Source organism: Heyndrickxia shackletonii (genome assembly GCF_001420715.1).
GTDB classification, from domain to species: domain Bacteria; phylum Bacillota; class Bacilli; order Bacillales; family Bacillaceae_C; genus Margalitia; species Margalitia shackletonii.
The window spans coordinates 741,811-758,558 of sequence record NZ_LJJC01000004.1 but is presented as its reverse complement, the minus strand read 5'-3'; the positions used below and the strand labels follow the sequence as shown (position 1 = coordinate 758,558).

19 protein-coding genes and 2 pseudogenes are annotated in these 16,748 nt (G+C 34.0%); 7 read left to right on the top strand and 14 right to left on the bottom strand.

What is annotated here, in order from left to right; all coding sequences use genetic code 11:
* Nucleotides 1–288: 288 nt before the first annotated feature.
* From AN964_RS03755 to AN964_RS03740, 4 genes are all read right to left on the bottom strand, one after another.
* Nucleotides 289–738 carry a spore coat protein gene (locus AN964_RS03755; RefSeq protein WP_055738428.1) on the bottom strand — a complete coding sequence of 150 codons (450 nt, stop codon included), beginning with the start codon at nucleotides 736–738 and terminating at the stop codon, nucleotides 289–291.
* Nucleotides 739–1,011: 273 nt separating this feature from the next.
* Nucleotides 1,012–1,629 (bottom strand): FMN-binding negative transcriptional regulator, encoded by a 618-nt coding sequence (locus tag AN964_RS03750; protein WP_055738427.1) that lies wholly within the window; start codon nucleotides 1,627–1,629, stop codon nucleotides 1,012–1,014.
* Nucleotides 1,630–1,650: 21 nt separating this feature from the next.
* A complete protein-coding gene (gene paiA, locus AN964_RS03745; protein ID WP_055738426.1) occupies nucleotides 1,651–2,169 on the bottom strand; it encodes a spermidine/spermine N(1)-acetyltransferase in 519 nt (172 codons plus the stop codon).
* 21 nt (nucleotides 2,170–2,190) lie between these two features.
* Nucleotides 2,191–2,643 carry a MarR family winged helix-turn-helix transcriptional regulator gene (locus tag AN964_RS03740; protein ID WP_055738425.1) on the bottom strand — a complete coding sequence of 151 codons (453 nt, stop codon included), beginning with the start codon at nucleotides 2,641–2,643 and terminating at the stop codon, nucleotides 2,191–2,193.
* A 114-nt stretch (nucleotides 2,644–2,757) separates the two neighbouring features.
* On the opposite strand from AN964_RS03740, the gene AN964_RS27650 reads away from it, so the two are divergent.
* A complete protein-coding gene (locus tag AN964_RS27650) occupies nucleotides 2,758–2,892 on the top strand; it encodes a DUF6198 family protein (protein ID WP_496197017.1) in 135 nt (44 codons plus the stop codon).
* A gap of 240 nt (nucleotides 2,893–3,132) precedes the next feature.
* A pseudogene (locus AN964_RS03735) lies at nucleotides 3,133–3,630 on the top strand (YczE/YyaS/YitT family protein); the annotation flags it as partial.
* Between the two features lie 62 nt (nucleotides 3,631–3,692).
* On the opposite strand, the gene AN964_RS03730 reads toward AN964_RS03735, so the two are convergent.
* Complete coding sequence (locus tag AN964_RS03730; protein WP_200915607.1) at nucleotides 3,693–4,316, bottom strand: HAD family hydrolase; 624 nt, start codon at nucleotides 4,314–4,316, stop codon at nucleotides 3,693–3,695.
* A gap of 632 nt (nucleotides 4,317–4,948) precedes the next feature.
* Here AN964_RS03730 and AN964_RS03725 point away from each other — a divergent pair.
* Nucleotides 4,949–5,998, top strand: a complete 1,050-nt coding sequence (locus tag AN964_RS03725) for a DUF418 domain-containing protein (protein ID WP_055738423.1) — start codon at nucleotides 4,949–4,951, stop codon at nucleotides 5,996–5,998.
* A 124-nt stretch (nucleotides 5,999–6,122) separates the two neighbouring features.
* Nucleotides 6,123–7,280 (top strand): VanZ family protein, encoded by a 1,158-nt coding sequence (locus tag AN964_RS03720; protein WP_055738422.1) that lies wholly within the window; start codon nucleotides 6,123–6,125, stop codon nucleotides 7,278–7,280.
* Between the two features lie 250 nt (nucleotides 7,281–7,530).
* Here AN964_RS03720 and AN964_RS03715 read toward each other — a convergent pair whose 3' ends face one another.
* Nucleotides 7,531–8,577: a YdcF family protein gene (locus AN964_RS03715; protein ID WP_055738421.1), complete on the bottom strand. Its 1,047-nt coding sequence runs from the start codon at nucleotides 8,575–8,577 to the stop codon at nucleotides 7,531–7,533.
* A gap of 492 nt (nucleotides 8,578–9,069) precedes the next feature.
* On the opposite strand from AN964_RS03715, the gene AN964_RS03710 reads away from it, so the two are divergent.
* Nucleotides 9,070–9,348: a hypothetical protein gene (locus AN964_RS03710; protein ID WP_055738420.1), complete on the top strand. Its 279-nt coding sequence runs from the start codon at nucleotides 9,070–9,072 to the stop codon at nucleotides 9,346–9,348.
* Between the two features lie 296 nt (nucleotides 9,349–9,644).
* Here the strand turns inward: AN964_RS03710 and AN964_RS03705 are convergent, their stop codons facing one another.
* From AN964_RS03705 to AN964_RS27250, 4 genes are all read right to left on the bottom strand, one after another.
* Entirely contained in the window at nucleotides 9,645–10,610 is a 966-nt protein-coding gene (locus tag AN964_RS03705) for an MBL fold metallo-hydrolase (RefSeq protein WP_055738419.1), read from the bottom strand.
* 608 nt (nucleotides 10,611–11,218) lie between these two features.
* Entirely contained in the window at nucleotides 11,219–11,656 is a 438-nt protein-coding gene (locus AN964_RS03700; protein ID WP_055738418.1) for a VOC family protein, read from the bottom strand.
* A gap of 127 nt (nucleotides 11,657–11,783) precedes the next feature.
* Nucleotides 11,784–12,179 (bottom strand): nuclear transport factor 2-like protein, encoded by a 396-nt coding sequence (locus AN964_RS03695; RefSeq protein ID WP_055738417.1) that lies wholly within the window; start codon nucleotides 12,177–12,179, stop codon nucleotides 11,784–11,786.
* A 295-nt stretch (nucleotides 12,180–12,474) separates the two neighbouring features.
* Nucleotides 12,475–12,606, bottom strand: coding sequence for a hypothetical protein (locus AN964_RS27250; protein ID WP_268888429.1), 132 nt, complete (start codon nucleotides 12,604–12,606; stop codon nucleotides 12,475–12,477).
* Between the two features lie 328 nt (nucleotides 12,607–12,934).
* On the opposite strand from AN964_RS27250, the gene AN964_RS27245 reads away from it, so the two are divergent.
* Nucleotides 12,935–13,258 (top strand): MerR family transcriptional regulator, encoded by a 324-nt coding sequence (locus AN964_RS27245; RefSeq protein WP_280513076.1) that lies wholly within the window; start codon nucleotides 12,935–12,937, stop codon nucleotides 13,256–13,258.
* Nucleotides 13,259–13,296: 38 nt separating this feature from the next.
* Complete coding sequence (locus tag AN964_RS03685) at nucleotides 13,297–14,058, top strand: SDR family oxidoreductase (RefSeq protein ID WP_055738416.1); 762 nt, start codon at nucleotides 13,297–13,299, stop codon at nucleotides 14,056–14,058.
* 838 nt (nucleotides 14,059–14,896) lie between these two features.
* Here AN964_RS03685 and AN964_RS03680 read toward each other — a convergent pair.
* The 4 genes and pseudogenes from AN964_RS03680 to AN964_RS27000 all read right to left on the bottom strand — a co-directional run bounded on the left by AN964_RS03680 (nucleotide 14,897) and on the right by AN964_RS27000 (nucleotide 16,711).
* Entirely contained in the window at nucleotides 14,897–15,574 is a 678-nt protein-coding gene (locus AN964_RS03680) for a DUF3885 domain-containing protein (RefSeq protein ID WP_055738415.1), read from the bottom strand.
* A gap of 144 nt (nucleotides 15,575–15,718) precedes the next feature.
* Nucleotides 15,719–15,868: a hypothetical protein gene (locus tag AN964_RS26250; protein WP_161809206.1), complete on the bottom strand. Its 150-nt coding sequence runs from the start codon at nucleotides 15,866–15,868 to the stop codon at nucleotides 15,719–15,721.
* A gap of 297 nt (nucleotides 15,869–16,165) precedes the next feature.
* Nucleotides 16,166–16,423: pseudogene (locus AN964_RS27005) on the bottom strand (CPCC family cysteine-rich protein); the annotation flags it as partial.
* A 132-nt stretch (nucleotides 16,424–16,555) separates the two neighbouring features.
* On the bottom strand, nucleotides 16,556–16,711 hold the full coding sequence (locus AN964_RS27000) for a DUF2695 domain-containing protein (protein WP_235950814.1): 156 nt from the start codon (nucleotides 16,709–16,711) through the stop codon (nucleotides 16,556–16,558).
* Nucleotides 16,712–16,748: the final 37 nt, after the last annotated feature.

Below are 16,748 nucleotides of genomic sequence, written 5' to 3'. Positions count from 1 at the left end.
TAGACTAAATAATTTTTGTTGTATGTTATGAATGAAGATAAGAGAATACACCCATGGGGCAACAGTTAGTGGGAGAAAGATATAGGTATTTTATGTTTCTTAGATGTTTCACTTTATGTAGAAGTTGGAGCCAACATTATAACTAACAATATTAGGTGGAATAACCGCCAATCGAAATCAACTGGTTAAAGGGAATCTTTAGACCTCTTAGAAAATGGAATGGCAAAGTAATAACTACAAAAGATGACCTCTGTCCAATACTGAAAAACAGGGATCATCTTCATTACGCTAACTAGATAAATCACTTTTTAAGAGCAATTGTGTTAAAAGATTGATTGCTGCCTGCACTACCACTTCTACCTGTACTTCCGTTTGTGTAACTTTAATGCCTTCAGAATTTTCTATAACTATAGTTTGATACTGCTTTTGAGCTGCTTCTAAATTTTGAGCCACTTTTTGCAGCTGCTTAACATCTTTGTCTTCACTGCCCAATACAAGGATAGAGGCTTCAAGAGTTGCCTGAAGTGCTGCTTGAACGAGTATTAAACCTTGTATCTCCGTTTGTGTTACCTGAATATTGTGTGAATCACGTATAAATAACCCCTGCAATCCTTTTTGCTTGGTATCTATATTATTTAAAATTTTTTGTTTGTATTTTTCCCGGTCTTTTTTCCTGTCTCTGTCTCTGTCTCTGTCTCTGTCCTTACTTCTGTGTTTTTCTTTATGGTGTGATGACATTCTTACATCTCCTTATCAATCAATTTCCTATTAGGGTATGCATAGGATGGATAGGGAGTTGGACAAAACAATCAGCATATTTGCGGAATTTGACAAATCTCTTTTCAATAAAATTAATCAAGCTTTATTATAAATTATCATCCTTTTTAGTTTTATAGTGCTTATAAATATGAATTACAAGATAAAAAGATAGAAAACCATCAAAAAGAGGATTCCAACTAAGAATCCTCTTTTTCTGACTTACTCTGTAAATTACACATAAGGTTGGTTCTGTTACCTTCTATACGAGTTTTTCATGACTTCTGCCATTTGATGCGAATGTAAATCCTCTTCCTCATTCAGCTTATCAATAATGTTGCGGTAGTCCTCTTCAGTTCGATTTTGACTTAATTTATATGCTGCTTGAACTTCTTGTATTTTAATTTTAAATCCAACAATCCCTTTTATTTGTTTCTTCGTTTGTGGAGAAAGATTTTCCCATAGAGCAGCATTCTTACGATGACGTTCGTATTTTTGCAATAATAAAATAAGATCCTCTTCCAACTCTTGTTCACTCATAATACTGGGTGTTCCATATACATGGACAGATTGGTAATTCCATGTCGGTACATTTTCATGATTGTACCAAGATGATGAAATGTACGCATGTGGGCCTTGATACATAACAAGGACATTTTCATTCTCACCCTCGAACGTTTTCCATTGAGGGTTCGCATACGCCATATGCCCCGTAATATAGTAATCATCACCTTTTTTATTTAACTGCAAAGGTAAATGAGTGGCAATTGGTTTCCCTTGTTCTGTTGTGACTATCGTGCCAAAAGAGTTTTTTTGAACAAAGTCCCAAATTTCATCCACATTTGTGACCTGAAAATATTTTGGAATATACATAATAACCACCTTTCAAAAAAATTATAGGAGTGTTTTGGTCATGATAAGGTCCGTTTGTTCTTCATCCCCCATATAAAAAGAGTGTGCTCCAGTTTGAACAAACCCCATTTTCTTATAAAATGCAATAGCATTATCATTTTTTTCCCATACGCCTAGCCAGATCTTCTTTTTATTACCTTCCATCGCAATTTCCGTCGCTTTATTTAGCAGATATTTACCAAGCCCATGCTTTTGAAATTGGTTCTTTATATAAATTCTCTCAATTTCAAGCGATTCATCACCCATTTCTTCTGACTGAGCATCATTGGTGTTAACCTTTAAATATCCAGCGACTTCATTATGAAAATAAACAAAAAAGAATTGCGAAGAAATATTGGATAATTCTTTTTCTAACTGTTTTACGTTAAATGCCTTTTCCAAATAGGCATTCATATTTTCAGCTGAATTCTGATGCTTAAATGTCTCATAAAATGTTTCAGAACTGATTTCTTGAAGTGTGCGTAAATCTTCAAGGGTACACTTTTTAATATTTATAGTCATGTATGTCGCTCCTTTATATAATCAATAATTTCTCTTGTTTCCCTTTTTCACAAATTCCCAGTCTTTTTCTATATTTTTTCTTACTCTCTGAAGAAGATCGAAAATGGTTTCTGTTTCTTTTTCGGAAAATCCCTCTAATGCAACGGCATTAGAATAATCATTTTCTCTTTTTATAAAAGGATAAACATTTTTTCCTTTCTCTGTTGGAAAGAGTCTTTTAATTTTTTTGTTCTGTTCATCTTCTTTCTTTTCAATAAATCCATTTATTTCAAGTTTTTTAATTGCACGAGATGCTGTTGTTCGATCTACTTTAATCATCTCTGCTACCTTTTCTTGAATGATTCCAGGGTTTTCACATATTCGCACAAGGTACAAATACTGCCCTTTTGTCAGATCATATTCTTTGAATTCTATATTGCTTATAGAATCTAATGCCCTTGCTATCATTCCAATTTCACGAAGAATTTCCTTCATCATTAACTCCTTAATACTTATTTTTGTTGCAAATGCAATAAAAATACTATGCATTAAATTTAACTTAAATTTGTTGCATTTGCAACAAAAAAAATCAGAAAGAGGTCAAGTAAAGTGATACAATCAGATCTTGGAACTTCACCATTTGATGCACTTTTGGTAGGACTGTCCGTAAAGGTGGGGCTAACTGTAGGAAGTTGGGAAATAATAATAGCATTAATATTATGCTCTGTTATAACTGAATGTTGATTTTACCTGTTTGAAAAATAAACGGAAAAATTCCGTTTAAATTTAGAAATACTCCTATTTCCCTAAAAATAAGGGGAGGTTTTCCGTTTATCTTATCCAAATCCTTGGATTTTGCCCTATTTAGAGCAGTTAATCGGAATATCTCCGCTTATATCTACTTCTTAACCCTGCCTTATTTACATTAGCCGGAAATTCTCCGCCTAAGAATTCTCATACCTAATCGAAAATCAACAACGAAAAATAAGTCTAATATTAATATGTTGTAATTCATTTTAAAAAAGACAAAGGCCAGAAATTTTGGGGTTGTTAACGACATTTATAACGGGGATTGGTATTGATATGTGGATTTTCTTATTGCACTTTTTTATAACACCTGAACTTTGGTACAGCAAATTTGTTTGTTTTGGAATCGGCTTAGTTGTTATAGGACTAGGAACTGCAACATATTTACACACTAATTTTGCACTGATTCCAGTTGACCGTTTAACATTAATCCTACAAGAATTAACTAAAACGAATATATATTTTTCGAGAACATTGATTTACATCGTATTCTTGGTAATCGCAATGATTTTAAATGGACCAATTGGCGTTGGAACTTTATTAACCGTTTGTTTAGGAGGGCTAATACTTAATTACTTTATGCCAATTACTGAAAAAGTATTAGATCGCATATTCACACCATCTAGTACATTACCAAACGATGATAATGATAAAAACCATTCTAATTGTGGTTAGCTGTTTATACTAAAAGGACCGCACATTTTAGAGCTCTAAAAAATGTGCTGTCCGGTTTTCAACTAAAGCCCCGTTACTTTCTGAAGATCATCAAACTTTTCAATCACCCAATCATATTCACTTACTTGTCCAAATCCATACTTCGCATAAACGAATGGAATTCCAGCATATCTGGCTGCATTTAAATCTCCTTCTGTATCCCCTACATAAATGGGGGCAGTTAAATTATTTCTCCTGATAATTAAGTTAATATTCTCCCCTTTTGAAAGGCCGGTTCTTCCGGGATTTTCATAATCCAAAAAGTATTTCTCCAGGTTATGATACTCATAAAAAGTTTCAATGTATCCGTCTTGACAGTTGCTTACGATAAAGAGCTTGTATTTCTTAGATAAAACGTTCAATACATTCTCGACATTCCGGTAAAGTTTGCCTCCTTGTTTCTTCAAATACCGCTGCTCTAAATCACCACACTCGGTTATCACTTTCATACTGAATTCCTCGCTTAAATAAGGAAACAACTTTTTGCCAATATCGTTCATTTGTAATCCCATTATTCCTTCGAGATCAGTACGAGTTAATTCTCCTTTTATTTCACCGTGTTTTTTGATACAACTGTTCCACGCATTAAGAACCGTGTCTATCGGATCCCATATAGTCCCGTCTAAATCAAAAATTATACTATCCAGTACTTTTTCAGCTCTCAATTCTTCCATAACATCCTCCAATTATAAATATGTAGTTTAAAGAAATCTTTACTCACGACCATACAAGATTTTTGATTTTCTTTCATTCCATTCTATAGGTATTCATCGTTTTCATTGTTGTGCTAAATCTGCTCTTTACTTCATTGAGAAAAAACATCCCTTATTAAAGGAGTGCTCCTGTTACTATTAAGTACATCTCTTCACAAAATTAGTATATTACATTTCAATGCTAACTTCTAAGATTTGTAGCTAATCAATATAAAAGGAAAAAAGGATGTCCTAGAAACTGCATCTCGGACATCCTCGAAAATATCATTGAAATTTATCATTACACAACTCACATTGTACTGATGTCAATCACGAATCGATACTTGACATCAGAAGCTAAGACACGTTCATAGGCTTCGTCAATTTGGTCAGCAGAAATTATTCCGCGCAGAATAAGGTTAAACTCTGTGAAATGATACCATAAAGTCGCAAGTAAAAGGATACTTGCAACTTTATGGTACTTAATGTTTTAAGGGTATTGTAAGGTTTACATTAAAATAGTGTAAGGTTAGGTCGCTATATTAATTTTATAATAGAACCTACGTATTAAAGGGAGTAATTATAGTATGAATCCATCCATTACACAAAAGGAAAGAATCATTTCCTTAGATATCATCCGTGGTCTTGCCTTGTTCGGGATCTTGTTAATTAATGTTAAAGCATTTCAGGTTGTTACCGATGACGTTCAGCTGCCTGATTATAACGGTTTGAATGGAATGATAGAAACGTTCATTCAAATATTTGTCGAAAAAAAATTCTTTTCCATTTTTTCTTTTCTATTTGGTGTGGGGTTTTATATTTTTGCCTCGCGTGCAGAAAGTCGCGGTGATAAGCCACGCTGGCGTTTTGCCAGACGTTTATTAGCTCTATTGTTAATCGGTATTATTCATGGCTTGTTTTTTTGGGGTTCCATTCTTGCTGCATATGCCTTGATTGGCTTCCTACTTATTCCTTTTTATCGGGCAAAGGTTTCAACAATTAGTAAGTGGCTTGGTGGAATAATAACAGTATATATCATATCACAACTATTAAAAATACTTGTTCCAGATATGGGAGTCTTTTCAAACGTTATTGCCTTTCTTGGGAACGATACCATTACGGTTTTCATTATGTTTTTATCAGGATTTCTTGCAGCTAAAGCGAATTGGATTAGAAAAATAAGTGATTTGTCCACTCAAATAAGATGGCTCCAAATCGTTACATTTCCATTGTTTATCGGTTTTTCTATTTGGATCTGGTTCGCCTCACAAAGCAATAATCAACATCTTCAAGAAATCATTGCTTTAGGCACAATCCCGACAACCTATTTATACTTATCTAGTCTATTTGTAATCTTAGAAAACAAACGTTTAGCGAAACTTCTGCAGCCGATTGCCCGTGTTGGTCAAATGGCGTTCACAAATTATTTGGCCCAAAGCTTTATCGGTCTCGCCATCATTTCAATATTGGAACTTGACGCTTTTGCGCCGTTAAACGTTATCATCATTTCAATCATCATTTTTACGATTCAAATCATTTATAGCGTCATTTGGTTTAAATTCTTTAAGATGGGACCATTAGAGAAAGTATGGCGATTCATGACGTATGGCAGGAATGCAGCATCCATTAGGAAGTAATTAAGCTATGAATGTATTGTATTCAATTAAACAATAATAAGGCAGACTAGTTGCGTATAATCAGCGCATTTCGTCTGCTTTTTAAATTCATTCCAAGTATAAGAGAGCAAATAGAGGTGTATTTATGTCTGTATATATCCTACCAATAAAGGTCGCTTTCATTATGTTTGGTGTATTGGGGTTTTTGCTTGTCATTCCGTGGATGGTCTATAGCTATAGAAAATATGGATATTTTAGTCTTTGGGCTTCCATTGTTGCTTACTCGTTTATTTTCTATATGTTATCAGCTCTATTTCTAGTTCTCTTGCCACTTCCGTCAACTAGGAATACTTGCGCTTTTCAATCACCAAATACCGTTTATTATTCATTGAAGCCATTTACCTTTATTCATGATATTTTTAAAAGCAGTTCGAGTATTTGGTCACAACCGAGGACATATGTTCAGATATTCAATCAAAGTGCCTTTTGGCAGGCGGCATTTAATTTTCTGTTATTACTCCCTTTTGGAGTATATTTGAGATATTTTTTCCAAGAAAAACGATATTGGAAAAGGGCATTAGCTCTAGGATTTTCCCTGTCTCTCTTTTACGAAGTAACGCAGCTTACAGGAATTTACGGAATTTACAAATGTCCTTATCGTTTATTTGATGTTGACGATCTGATGTTAAATAGTACAGGGGCACTCTTTGGTTTTCTTATTGCTCCAGTCATACTAGCTTTATTTCCTTCTAGGGAAAAAATATTGGCGAAAGGGGAAAAAATACAGAAGAGCTATCCAGTATCGCCGTTGTCACAATTACTTGCTGTACTTATAGATTATATTTTCATTAAATTAACATTTTCTTTCACAGTCGGACTACTTACATCGAGTGGATTCGCCGAAATGATGTATATAACAGTGGGCTTTATGGTTGTGTACTTTGTCATACCTCTTCTATGGGGTGGAAAAACAATCGGAACAAGTATAATGCGATTTAAACTTTCAAATTTGAAGGGAGATGCACCTTCATGGCAAGCCTTACTTAAAAGAACCGTTTCCTTATATTTACCTTGGCTGGCATCTAAGTTAGACAGTCTTCTTTCACACATGAAGCTAGCAATAGAATCACATCTTTATTTCACTTATGTGTGGGTAACAGTGGCCATGCTCGCGTTTGTTAGCATCATGTGGCTGACTTTAAGCATTCATGCCGTTTTCGTTATGTTAAAAAAAGGGAAACGTACCTTCTACTTTGATCATGTTGCAGATATTGTTCCAAGAAAAAATGAAGCAAATTCCTAGTACAGGATTTGCTTCATTTTTTCTGGTTTATTCGCAGAACCAATACTAGATTAGCACAAAGAGGATCTGAACTAGGACTGGGCATGTCCATAGACAATGTCATTATTAAAGTACACAATGGGAATCATCTTCATAGGTTGACTATGGAACTACGATTGACATTCAAATTTGATTGATGTTGCGTCTTTAAAACTTAACTAACTCATTGTAGAAAAGCGATTCTCTATAGATGAATGGCTTTTTGGATTGGTTACTTAAATAGAACTAAAAGAAGGGATAGAAGGGTTAAAAGGATAGAACCTCCTAAAATGGTCCCCACTACAATGGTATGACGTTTACGTTGCATCACAATGATGGCGATATATTCTCGAATCATTGCATTTGGCCAATAGTAGAATGCAGTTTTTGAACCAATTCCTTGGCTCTTTAGGCCTGCCATTTTTGCATATAAGCTGGCCCTGAATAGATGAAAATTGTTTGTAGTAAAGATGCTGCTATATTCGGCTCCTTTTATGGAATCCATTATTTGTTTTGAGTAAAGCATATTCTGAAGCGTATTAACTGAACGAGTTTCTGTCAATGTATGCTCAGAAGGAATTCCTTTCTCTACAGCATACTTTTGCATGGCTTCCCCTTCAGGAAGGTTTTCATCCGGCCCTTGTCCGCCTGAGAAAAGTATGATTGGCGGAAAAGCGGCAGCGGCTTGTTTCCAATAAAATTCAATTGCCTTATTTATTCGACTAGCTAAGAGCGGCGGCACTTTATCGTTAATTAAACCACTGCCAAGTACGATGATAAAGTCTTGGTTAAATTTTGGCTTGTTAAATTGGTACAAAAAATAGGCAGTTAAAAAATTGGTTAAGTGTAAAAAGAAATAAACGATTATTAAAGTAGCCCCAGTGTATAAAGGGTGAAATTCAGTAGAAATAAAACGCTCAGTATTCATGATTCTAAATAAGAACAATACTAAAAGAAAGATCCCTAAAATGAGAGTTAAACTGTTAGAGAATCGCCTGCTTTCTTTTTTCATCAGGATTCGGCCATTTAAAAATAACCCTACACCTAGTGCAAATAATCCGAATGCTGAGATAAAAAGTAGAAATAAAACAGTCGGGATAAGAGCGATTAACTTAAAAGTAAAAATATCTGAGCTGAATCCTACATAACCACAAAAAAGAAGAAATGAACAAATAAACAGGTTAAATAGAAAGCCGTTTATCATTCGTCTAGGATCTGTTAAATAAAATGCAAGGAATAGAATGAATAAAACAAGTGTAATAATTCCAATAATGACCATTTTATACCTCGGTTTCTTAAAAGATTTTCCAATTCATTATAAATGCTAGTAGTTTCAGTTTATAGAGCCTTTTTTATTTTTTTTAGTATTCCATCAAAATAACTCCCCCATTACTGTCCAATGGTTTCGTTATACTTATAAATTCACCATATTCTTTTATCATTTGAAAGTGGTCAAATCGAAAAAGGAAATATTTATCACCTAGAAAAAGCAATACCCCTGTTTATTTATAGAAATCGTGCATAAAGTCACCATTTTGGTTCAACAACGAAATTACAGATCTTCATACCTGGTAACCATCCACGAAGCACGAAAATCCATCTCCCTATCATAAAATTCATCACACAATGGTTCTGAAATTCTACCTACGAACGAAACGTAATTTTACCCAATTCTTATTAAAGCTCCTAGGTTTATTAATTTTTCTATGCCCGAACAAATTGATAAAACAAGCATTTAATATTGTATACCTTAGAAAGAAAGGAGCCTATTATGGATAATTTAAAAGTGTTTAATCTGGATGAAATGAATCAGACCCTTACTAAAAACTCTAGAATGGAGATTCGAAATAACCAAGTTTTCACCTTCGTTTGCGGAGCATTCCCACTTGTCACTTTTCCTATTATATTGCAAAGAGGTCAATTTGTAGAAATCACATGTATGTCTGGCCCCATCACCATCAGAATCGGATGCGGTAATCAGTTCAATGTTCGAATTGCTCATTTTAACTTAAGAGCCGGACAGGCAGTTCAAGTAACTTGTACTGGTTAACCCAATTCACCGGAACAGTACCCTTATGAGGTACTGTTTTTACTTTATAAAATGCGTAACAGCTACACTTAGTATTAGTGAAAAATTCACAATGCCCATCGTTTAAAAATAAATAAATAAAAAAATCATCTTACCTCTAAGAAATTATAGAAGATAAGATGATTTAAAGTATTCCAATCAACTCTGTAGGTGTACATCCAGTCAGATGCCTTTGGGTTAGCAAAAAGTTTAACCGAAATTATTAAAGGAATGCACCCTATTGCTTTCATAATTGGAAGGTCTAAATTTGTCTTTTCTTAATCCGTTGATTGGATGGTTAAATCATAGACTTTTTTCAAATTTGACTTAAAATATGTGGAAAAGTACCAATCTTGATAAGCATTTGGTATTAAAATATCATGAATACTTCTATTACTTTGAACCGTTTCCTCGACCAATGCCACTATATCCTTTATGTAACCTTTAACCTCATGAAGTTCTTTCATTGAGCAAACTTCACCATGTCCCGGTATAATCGTTTCTATATTAAGAAGTTCTACTTGCTCTAAAATATTCAACCATTCCTGTGGATTTGCATTGTTCATTACAGGATGATGCTTCGAGAGCACTAAATCCCCCATAACGGCAATTTTCTGTTCAGGCAGGTACACAAATGCATCACTTTGTGTGTGACCGCCTCCATATGTAATAAGTTGCACTGATAGATCACTTCCATGAATACTCATTTGATGATCAAAGGTTATCTTTGGTAGAGTATAAACCAAATCAGGCAGTATTTTCATATACTCACGATCACTAGCATTTTCCCATTGCATATCTCTCTTTAACTTTTCGTCTGTCTCATTTTGTATTTTCTTCTCTATTTCGTCGATAGCCTGATAAATCGGTTCGGGATTGGACAGTTGTTGTGATAACCTGTTCCTCCCAAATGTATCCATCATTTCACGTGTGGCAGACGTAGAAATTATTTGTGCTTTAGGAGCAAATACTTGATTTCCGCTTGTATGGTCACTGTGCCAATGTGTGTTGACCACATAGGAAACTGGTTTTCCCGTGAGATACATGGCGGCAGCCTTTAAGTCTTCCGCAGCCTGTATTGTCGTGAAGGTATCCACCACAATAGTGGCATCACCTAAATCAATGATTGCCGCATTCCCTAAAGAGCCGGTACCTGGAACTGAGATTGCAGCAAATACCCCCTTAGCCACTTGATTCAGCCGGAAATGCTTTGATCCCTCGAATGTTTCAATTTGATTATTCATGTATTATCTCTCCTCCCAACTGAAATCATAGTTTTATAGTATCATGGAAATAGAACAAATACATTTTTCTTACAAAGTTTTAATGCATAAGAATAAGCATCCCTAATTAAAGAAATGCCTCCGTTACTTTAAGTTCATTCACCATCTATAAAAAATGTCTGGAACTGATTTTTTAGCTATAACAAAAAGTAAGACTCTTTTACTAAAAAGCCTTCCCCTTTCTTCATCCACTAATTGACTCATTAATTCCACAAAAGTGAATAGATTATGAAAGAGAGGGGAGATAAAATGAAGAAATCTGTAAAGTGGGGAGCTATTGTTGTAGGAGCAATAATCAGTGTATGGATTATATACAGCATTTTTAGTGGGTCTCATATATTCAAAAACGGTTGGTAAAGCTACCCTCAATGGGTATTTTTTTTGACCTATTTTCTATCCCTGATACTTCTCGGTTAAGAGCTGTTTGACCAAATCAGATATTGTTGTTGTAGCTTTTGATTATCAAAAATTTCGTTTATTGTGTTAACGAATGAATTATATATGGGTAACTTTAAAATAAAGATTGATAAAAAACTGTATTCAATCTCGTATACAATAACGTTCAATATTTATTTGATTTCCTCCGCCAACTCTAAAATAATGCCTTCTGGCCCACGAACATAGCATAATTTATAAGCGTTTTCGTAGTTTAATATCTCACCAAAAAGTTCTGCACCTTTCTGTTTCAATTTGGTAACAATGGCTTCAATATCTTCAACAGCAAATGCAATATGCCCGATACCCAAGGTATTTGCAAAAGATTGCTGGACACCTATTTGATCTGACGGCGTATGGAATTTGACCAGCTCCAAAGTTGCCTGGCCGTCTGGCATCCCTAACATGACAACTGTCTCTCTCACGTCATTAAGCCCAATAATCCGTTCCACCCACTCCCCTTTCACTTCTGCTTCCCCTAGCACTTTAAGACCAAGCACAAGAAAAAAGTCTATTGCAGCAGGAAGATCATTTACGATTACACCCACATGATCTATTCTATGGATCTTCATATCTCATACCTCCTAGGTTCTTGTTTTTTGCAATTCCTATCATTAAATAATCTGGTCCTTATACGCAAAACAGGCACACTTCTTATCCTGTTCATTTGCCCGTATCTTAAACATCTAATAACTAATATTACAATGATTCAATTACATAAGAAGTACATTCTTTTATTTTTGAATTATTACGCGGACTAATGAATTTGTACACGTTACAGAAAGCATAAATCTTCTTATTCTCTAATATGAAAGTACCGTTTACAGAACCATCATAGCCGTGGGTAATAATATTACTAATATGTAGTTCTTTCACTTTATTATTCTGCATTTGTTTTAATGTTTCGACAAAACTGTCTTTCCCCTGGATAAGCTTTTTACCGACAATATTCCAATTAAAATCCTCTGTAATATTATCTACCATAAAAGCCAAATCGTTTTTAGCAAAAGCAATGCTTAATTCCTTTAGAAAGTATTTTTTGGGTGCATTTCCACAATCGTCAGGGCAAATTATTTTTAAGCCATTATATTCCAACTTTTCAATCCCCTTTAATCCACCAATTTTTATTGATAACTTTAATATTAGTATTGTCTGTTACTTATTATAGGATGCAGCAGTAACCTGTTTAAATGGTTAAATTACAATCCTTCACCATCTCATCTATATTTTAACATAGATATCCAGTACTATTTGTGTTATTTTACCAAATAGTCGGATTATTTTTAAAAATATAATGACGATTGTTCAACTGCCCGTTAGCTCAATAAAAAAAGCATTAATCCTTAAAGGATCAACGCAACCGTTAGCTTAATTTTTAATATCTATTTTTTTATTTATTTCTAATATCCTCCAATAAAGAAATAACTTTTTTGTTCTGTTCAATAATTGTTTGATTTTGCTTTCTTAATGCTACAAAGTCAAATAAATACACTAATAAAATTGCTAATACAAGGAATTCCATAAGTAAAACTCTCCCCCTCCATCTTTCTCTAAATTATACCATTTTTAACCAAGATATCCCCCATTCAATAAGAAAAGCCGCCGAAATGGCAGTTGAATCTTAAACTGTTGCACCCGCTACTTTAAGATCCACTTTTCACACTCTTTCCTATGTACTCTAAGAATAATTTACTATGAAAAATTTTTTCGTTTTTTTGTTGACTTAAACCTTCCTTTAAGTCGTATGATAGTTCTGTCGACGAAAGATAAAGATCAACTTTGGAGGTCTCCAAATGAAATACTATTCAATTAGCGAAGTCGCAGTCAGATTCAATATACCACAGTGAACGATACGTTATTATGAAAAACAGGGGTTACTACCACTTATCCAGCGTGATGAAGCCGGTAGACGGTTATTTTCAGAAGATCAAATTGCACTTTTTGAAACAGTGTTGTGTTTAAAAAACACGAATATGCCAATAAGTAGTATTAAGCAATATATTGATTGGGTGATTGAAGGTGACAGCACCATTGAACTTAGGCTTGAAATGATGAAAAATCACAAACGAGCGGTTCTAGAAGAAATTTCATTAATGAGGGAATCAATAAAGGGAATTGACTTCAAAATTGAACGTTATACAAAACAAATTCAAGAAAGAAAACAGGATGAGTGACAGTTTGTCTAAAAAAATATTAGAAAAGAGGTACTATAATGAAACTTTCAGGAAATACAATACTGATTACAGGCGGAAATGCTGGAATAGGACTTGCTTTCGCAGAACGCTTTATTAAGACTGGAAATAAAGTGATTGTATGCGGTCGGCGTAAAGAAGTACTGCAGAACGTGAAAGAAAAATTCCCGAGCCTGATTACTCGTGTATGTGATTTGGCTAATGAAGCCGAACGTGTTGCATTGTTTGATTGGGTAACATCTAACTACCCAGATGTAAATGTGTTGATTAACAACGCAGGGATCCAACAACGTTTTAATGTATTAAAAGCAGACGCGAAGAACGATTGGAGTTATTTTAATAAAGAAATCATAACCAACCTGGAAGCACCGATCCAGCTTTCTATGTTATTCGCTCCATTTTTTGCAACCAAAGAAGAGGCCACTATTATTAATGTGACATCAGGATTAGCTTTTACTCCATTTGTGATTGCACCTATATATTCAGCAACGAAAGCAGCACTTCATTCTTTTACAATGAGTCTCAGACACCAACTTTCTGATACCTCTGTAGAAGTCATTGAAGTTGCTCCTCCAGCTGTGAATACCGATTTAGGCGGTACAGGTCTGCATATGTCTGGAGAACCATTAGATGCATTTGCAGATGGTATTTTCAAAGGATTAGCAGAAGGTAAAACGGAAATTGGATATGGTACTTCTGTGGAACGCTTACGTATGTCACGGGACGAAATCGACGACTACGTAGAGAAAATGTACCAAGCAACGAAAAACTTAATTGAATAATCTTTTGCAGAAATCACCAAATTGTTCCTATTGGGAAATATAAAACAAAACTCGCCACAGTTATTTTTGGGCGAGTTTATTTTTTTTACCTTCTCCTACTTCCACTAAACTGCCCTTTGAAAGAAAGCTGACAAATAGTTAACGGGTTCTCTTAAAGGTGCAAAACAGTAAATCACACAATGCAAATAGGGTACGGCAGTGATTTTATTGTTGCTATCAATGTTTTGGGTAAATTAGCGATATAAAATAACATGATAAATCACATAGTAAGAAACAACTTGCGAATAGATATTCTCTGTCTGATAATTGAATTGTTACGATTGATGCAAATTACTAATATATCGGACTATCAGACAAAGTTATTTGATTTTTGCTCTGTTATAACTAAATGTTGATTTTACCTGTTTGAAAAATAAACGGAGAAATTCCGTTTAAATTGGGAAATACCCATATTTCCTTAAAAATAAAGGAAGTTTTTCCGTTTATCTTATTCTAACTCTTTGGATTTCGCCTTATTTAGAGAAGTTAATCGGAATATCTCCGCTTATATCTTCTTCTTAAGCCTCCCTTATATACATTAACCGGAAATTCTCCGTTTATGAATTCTCATACCTCCTAATATCGTAAGTATTTCAAGTTACTTTATAATAACAGGACTAATTGGAAACTCTCCTTAAATCAAACAATTCCAAACACCGCCTCTTAATATTGTTTCAAATAACCGACCAGCCCTTTCCTATTGGTGTATTCTTTATGTCTGTGTAAAATTACTTGGTGAAATAATGCTCACGTTAATTTATGTACATTCTTCACAAACTTTATAGTAATATATCCTTCTTTACTTAAAAAGTTTATCAATATTATCCTTACAGAAGGGACAAATCCAATCACCATACCTCTCATATAATGGGAGAAGGGTTTCCAAAGAATTAGATATGACTTCGCAGCCAGTATCATCGTGCATAAAGAATATTACATTTTTAGAGACATTTACGAAAAATACATCATAGTGCATTCCTAATTCATCTGAGAATCTTGGCTTTAAAGGAGGAAAATCTCTATTAGTTAATGCCTTTAAAATTAAGCGGGTCTGAATGTCACGTTTCATACACTTTATGGAATATTGAATTGTATAAGCGTTAATTGGTTCCTCCTCTTCTTCTTCAGGAAATGGGTAAGGAAAGGTACTTTGCTGTAAATGATATCTGACATTCTTATCGGAAATATATTTAAGGTATAATCCTAATTTTGATTTATATTTTAAGTCATTTTCCCTATAAACATTTACTAATAGGAAAACTTGATCATCATCTGAAAATATACTGTTAAAGATTGATGATGCTTGAAAAAACACTTTCTCAAAGTATTTTAGATTAATTTCATCTGAACCATCGATAAATTGATAAAGTTCTCTAGCGAACTCAAAGTGCAAATTAATTTTCCATTGGTCTATTAGACTTGGTCCTAGGGTAACTCCCGGAAATAAACCATTTAAATATTCATGAATAGTAGGCATTCTAAATTCCTTTCTTTACAAAACAATGTGATAATATACTAATTTCACTATCCTGCCCTTTTGTTCAATAAGAAAAGCCGCCGAAATGGCAGCTGGATCTTCAACAGTTTTAATTTCTACTGCCTGGAAGTTCAGAATAAATATCTAATAAATCTTAATTATTTGTTTAGGTTCCTCTCCACCTTTTCCGTTTATTGCTGACTCTAATCTTGCATATATAATTAGTAAATGACTTTTGGCATCAGATTCATCTAATAATTGAATCTTCCCCTTTACCTTTTCAATATCTAACAATAAAAACACTTCCTCACAAAATCATTTTCCTTATTTTAACTTATTTGTATTCAACTAAACTCCCCGTTTTTTAAATAAGATTTATTATTAGTTGTTCTTTTGCTAGTCCTTATCATTCTCTGTATTTTCCTGTTTTATTTCACCACCAAAAGACCATCCCTTTTGTTCGAGAAATTTAGTAAATTCATCTATAAATTCATTGATATGTACCGACCTCTTAAACCTACTATCTATAACATTTCCTTCTATTAATATTTGTGCTAGTTTGTTTTCATTGGGTTTTGCTTCCTTTTCCCAAACTGGTTTCCATAAAGGGTTTTTCTCGTAATTACTTTTTTTGCCCTTATCACCAAATATTTTTTCACTAGCACCATATCTAATAAAATTTCTTTGAGCTTGCCTTAAACATACTCCGTTTGCACCGCCCCAGTAGTCCGGATTTTCATTCATTACATTATCATCTTCCCATTTGCAATTGTCACAAATATCAAACGTTCCAGATGGCTCTTCGTCAAAGGTCTTATATCCACAACAAGGACACGTATATTTCTTCAAATAATTCACTCCCTATTAGCATCTATTGCACTTAATTTTTTTCTATGTCTTGTTTTAACTAAACTCCCTTTAGCTCAAGAAGAAACTTCAACAAAAAAACGCAATCCGTAAGTGAAAGAAATAAATCTATGTCTAATCCACTACATTTAAAAGGACCTCACAATCACAAAATCCTCCTTGATTCCGCATAGCTTTTATGATTTTTGAAATTTTGCTTTTAGGAACGTTATTTTCTAGCCAACTCTTTGTTAATTTATGTGTATGGTCGCATCCTTCTGAATTTATCATCTCATCCAAAAACTCCCCAAGTGTTTCCAACTGTTCA

Bases quoted from the DNA above. Each gene is read 5' to 3' on its own strand.
- AN964_RS03700 (WP_055738418.1), bottom strand. From the start codon at position 11,656: ATGAAGATCCATAGAATAGATCATGTGGGTGTAATCGTAAATGATCTT.
- AN964_RS03705 (WP_055738419.1), bottom strand. From the start codon at position 10,610: ATGAATAATCAAATTGAAACATTCGAGGGATCAAAGCATTTCCGGCTG.
- AN964_RS27250 (WP_268888429.1), bottom strand. From the start codon at position 12,606: ATGGAATTCCTTGTATTAGCAATTTTATTAGTGTATTTATTTGACTTT.
- AN964_RS03740 (WP_055738425.1), bottom strand. From the start codon at position 2,643: ATGAAGGAAATTCTTCGTGAAATTGGAATGATAGCAAGGGCATTAGAT.
- AN964_RS03725 (WP_055738423.1), top strand. From the start codon at position 4,949: ATGAATCCATCCATTACACAAAAGGAAAGAATCATTTCCTTAGATATC.
- AN964_RS03750 (WP_055738427.1), bottom strand. From the start codon at position 1,629: ATGTATATTCCAAAATATTTTCAGGTCACAAATGTGGATGAAATTTGG.
- AN964_RS03685 (WP_055738416.1), top strand. From the start codon at position 13,297: ATGAAACTTTCAGGAAATACAATACTGATTACAGGCGGAAATGCTGGA.
- AN964_RS03680 (WP_055738415.1), bottom strand. From the start codon at position 15,574: ATGCCTACTATTCATGAATATTTAAATGGTTTATTTCCGGGAGTTACC.
- paiA (WP_055738426.1), bottom strand. From the start codon at position 2,169: ATGACTATAAATATTAAAAAGTGTACCCTTGAAGATTTACGCACACTT.
- AN964_RS27000 (WP_235950814.1), bottom strand. From the start codon at position 16,711: ATGATAAATTCAGAAGGATGCGACCATACACATAAATTAACAAAGAGT.
- AN964_RS03755 (WP_055738428.1), bottom strand. From the start codon at position 738: ATGTCATCACACCATAAAGAAAAACACAGAAGTAAGGACAGAGACAGA.
- AN964_RS03710 (WP_055738420.1), top strand. From the start codon at position 9,070: ATGGATAATTTAAAAGTGTTTAATCTGGATGAAATGAATCAGACCCTT.
- AN964_RS03720 (WP_055738422.1), top strand. From the start codon at position 6,123: ATGTCTGTATATATCCTACCAATAAAGGTCGCTTTCATTATGTTTGGT.
- AN964_RS03715 (WP_055738421.1), bottom strand. From the start codon at position 8,577: ATGGTCATTATTGGAATTATTACACTTGTTTTATTCATTCTATTCCTT.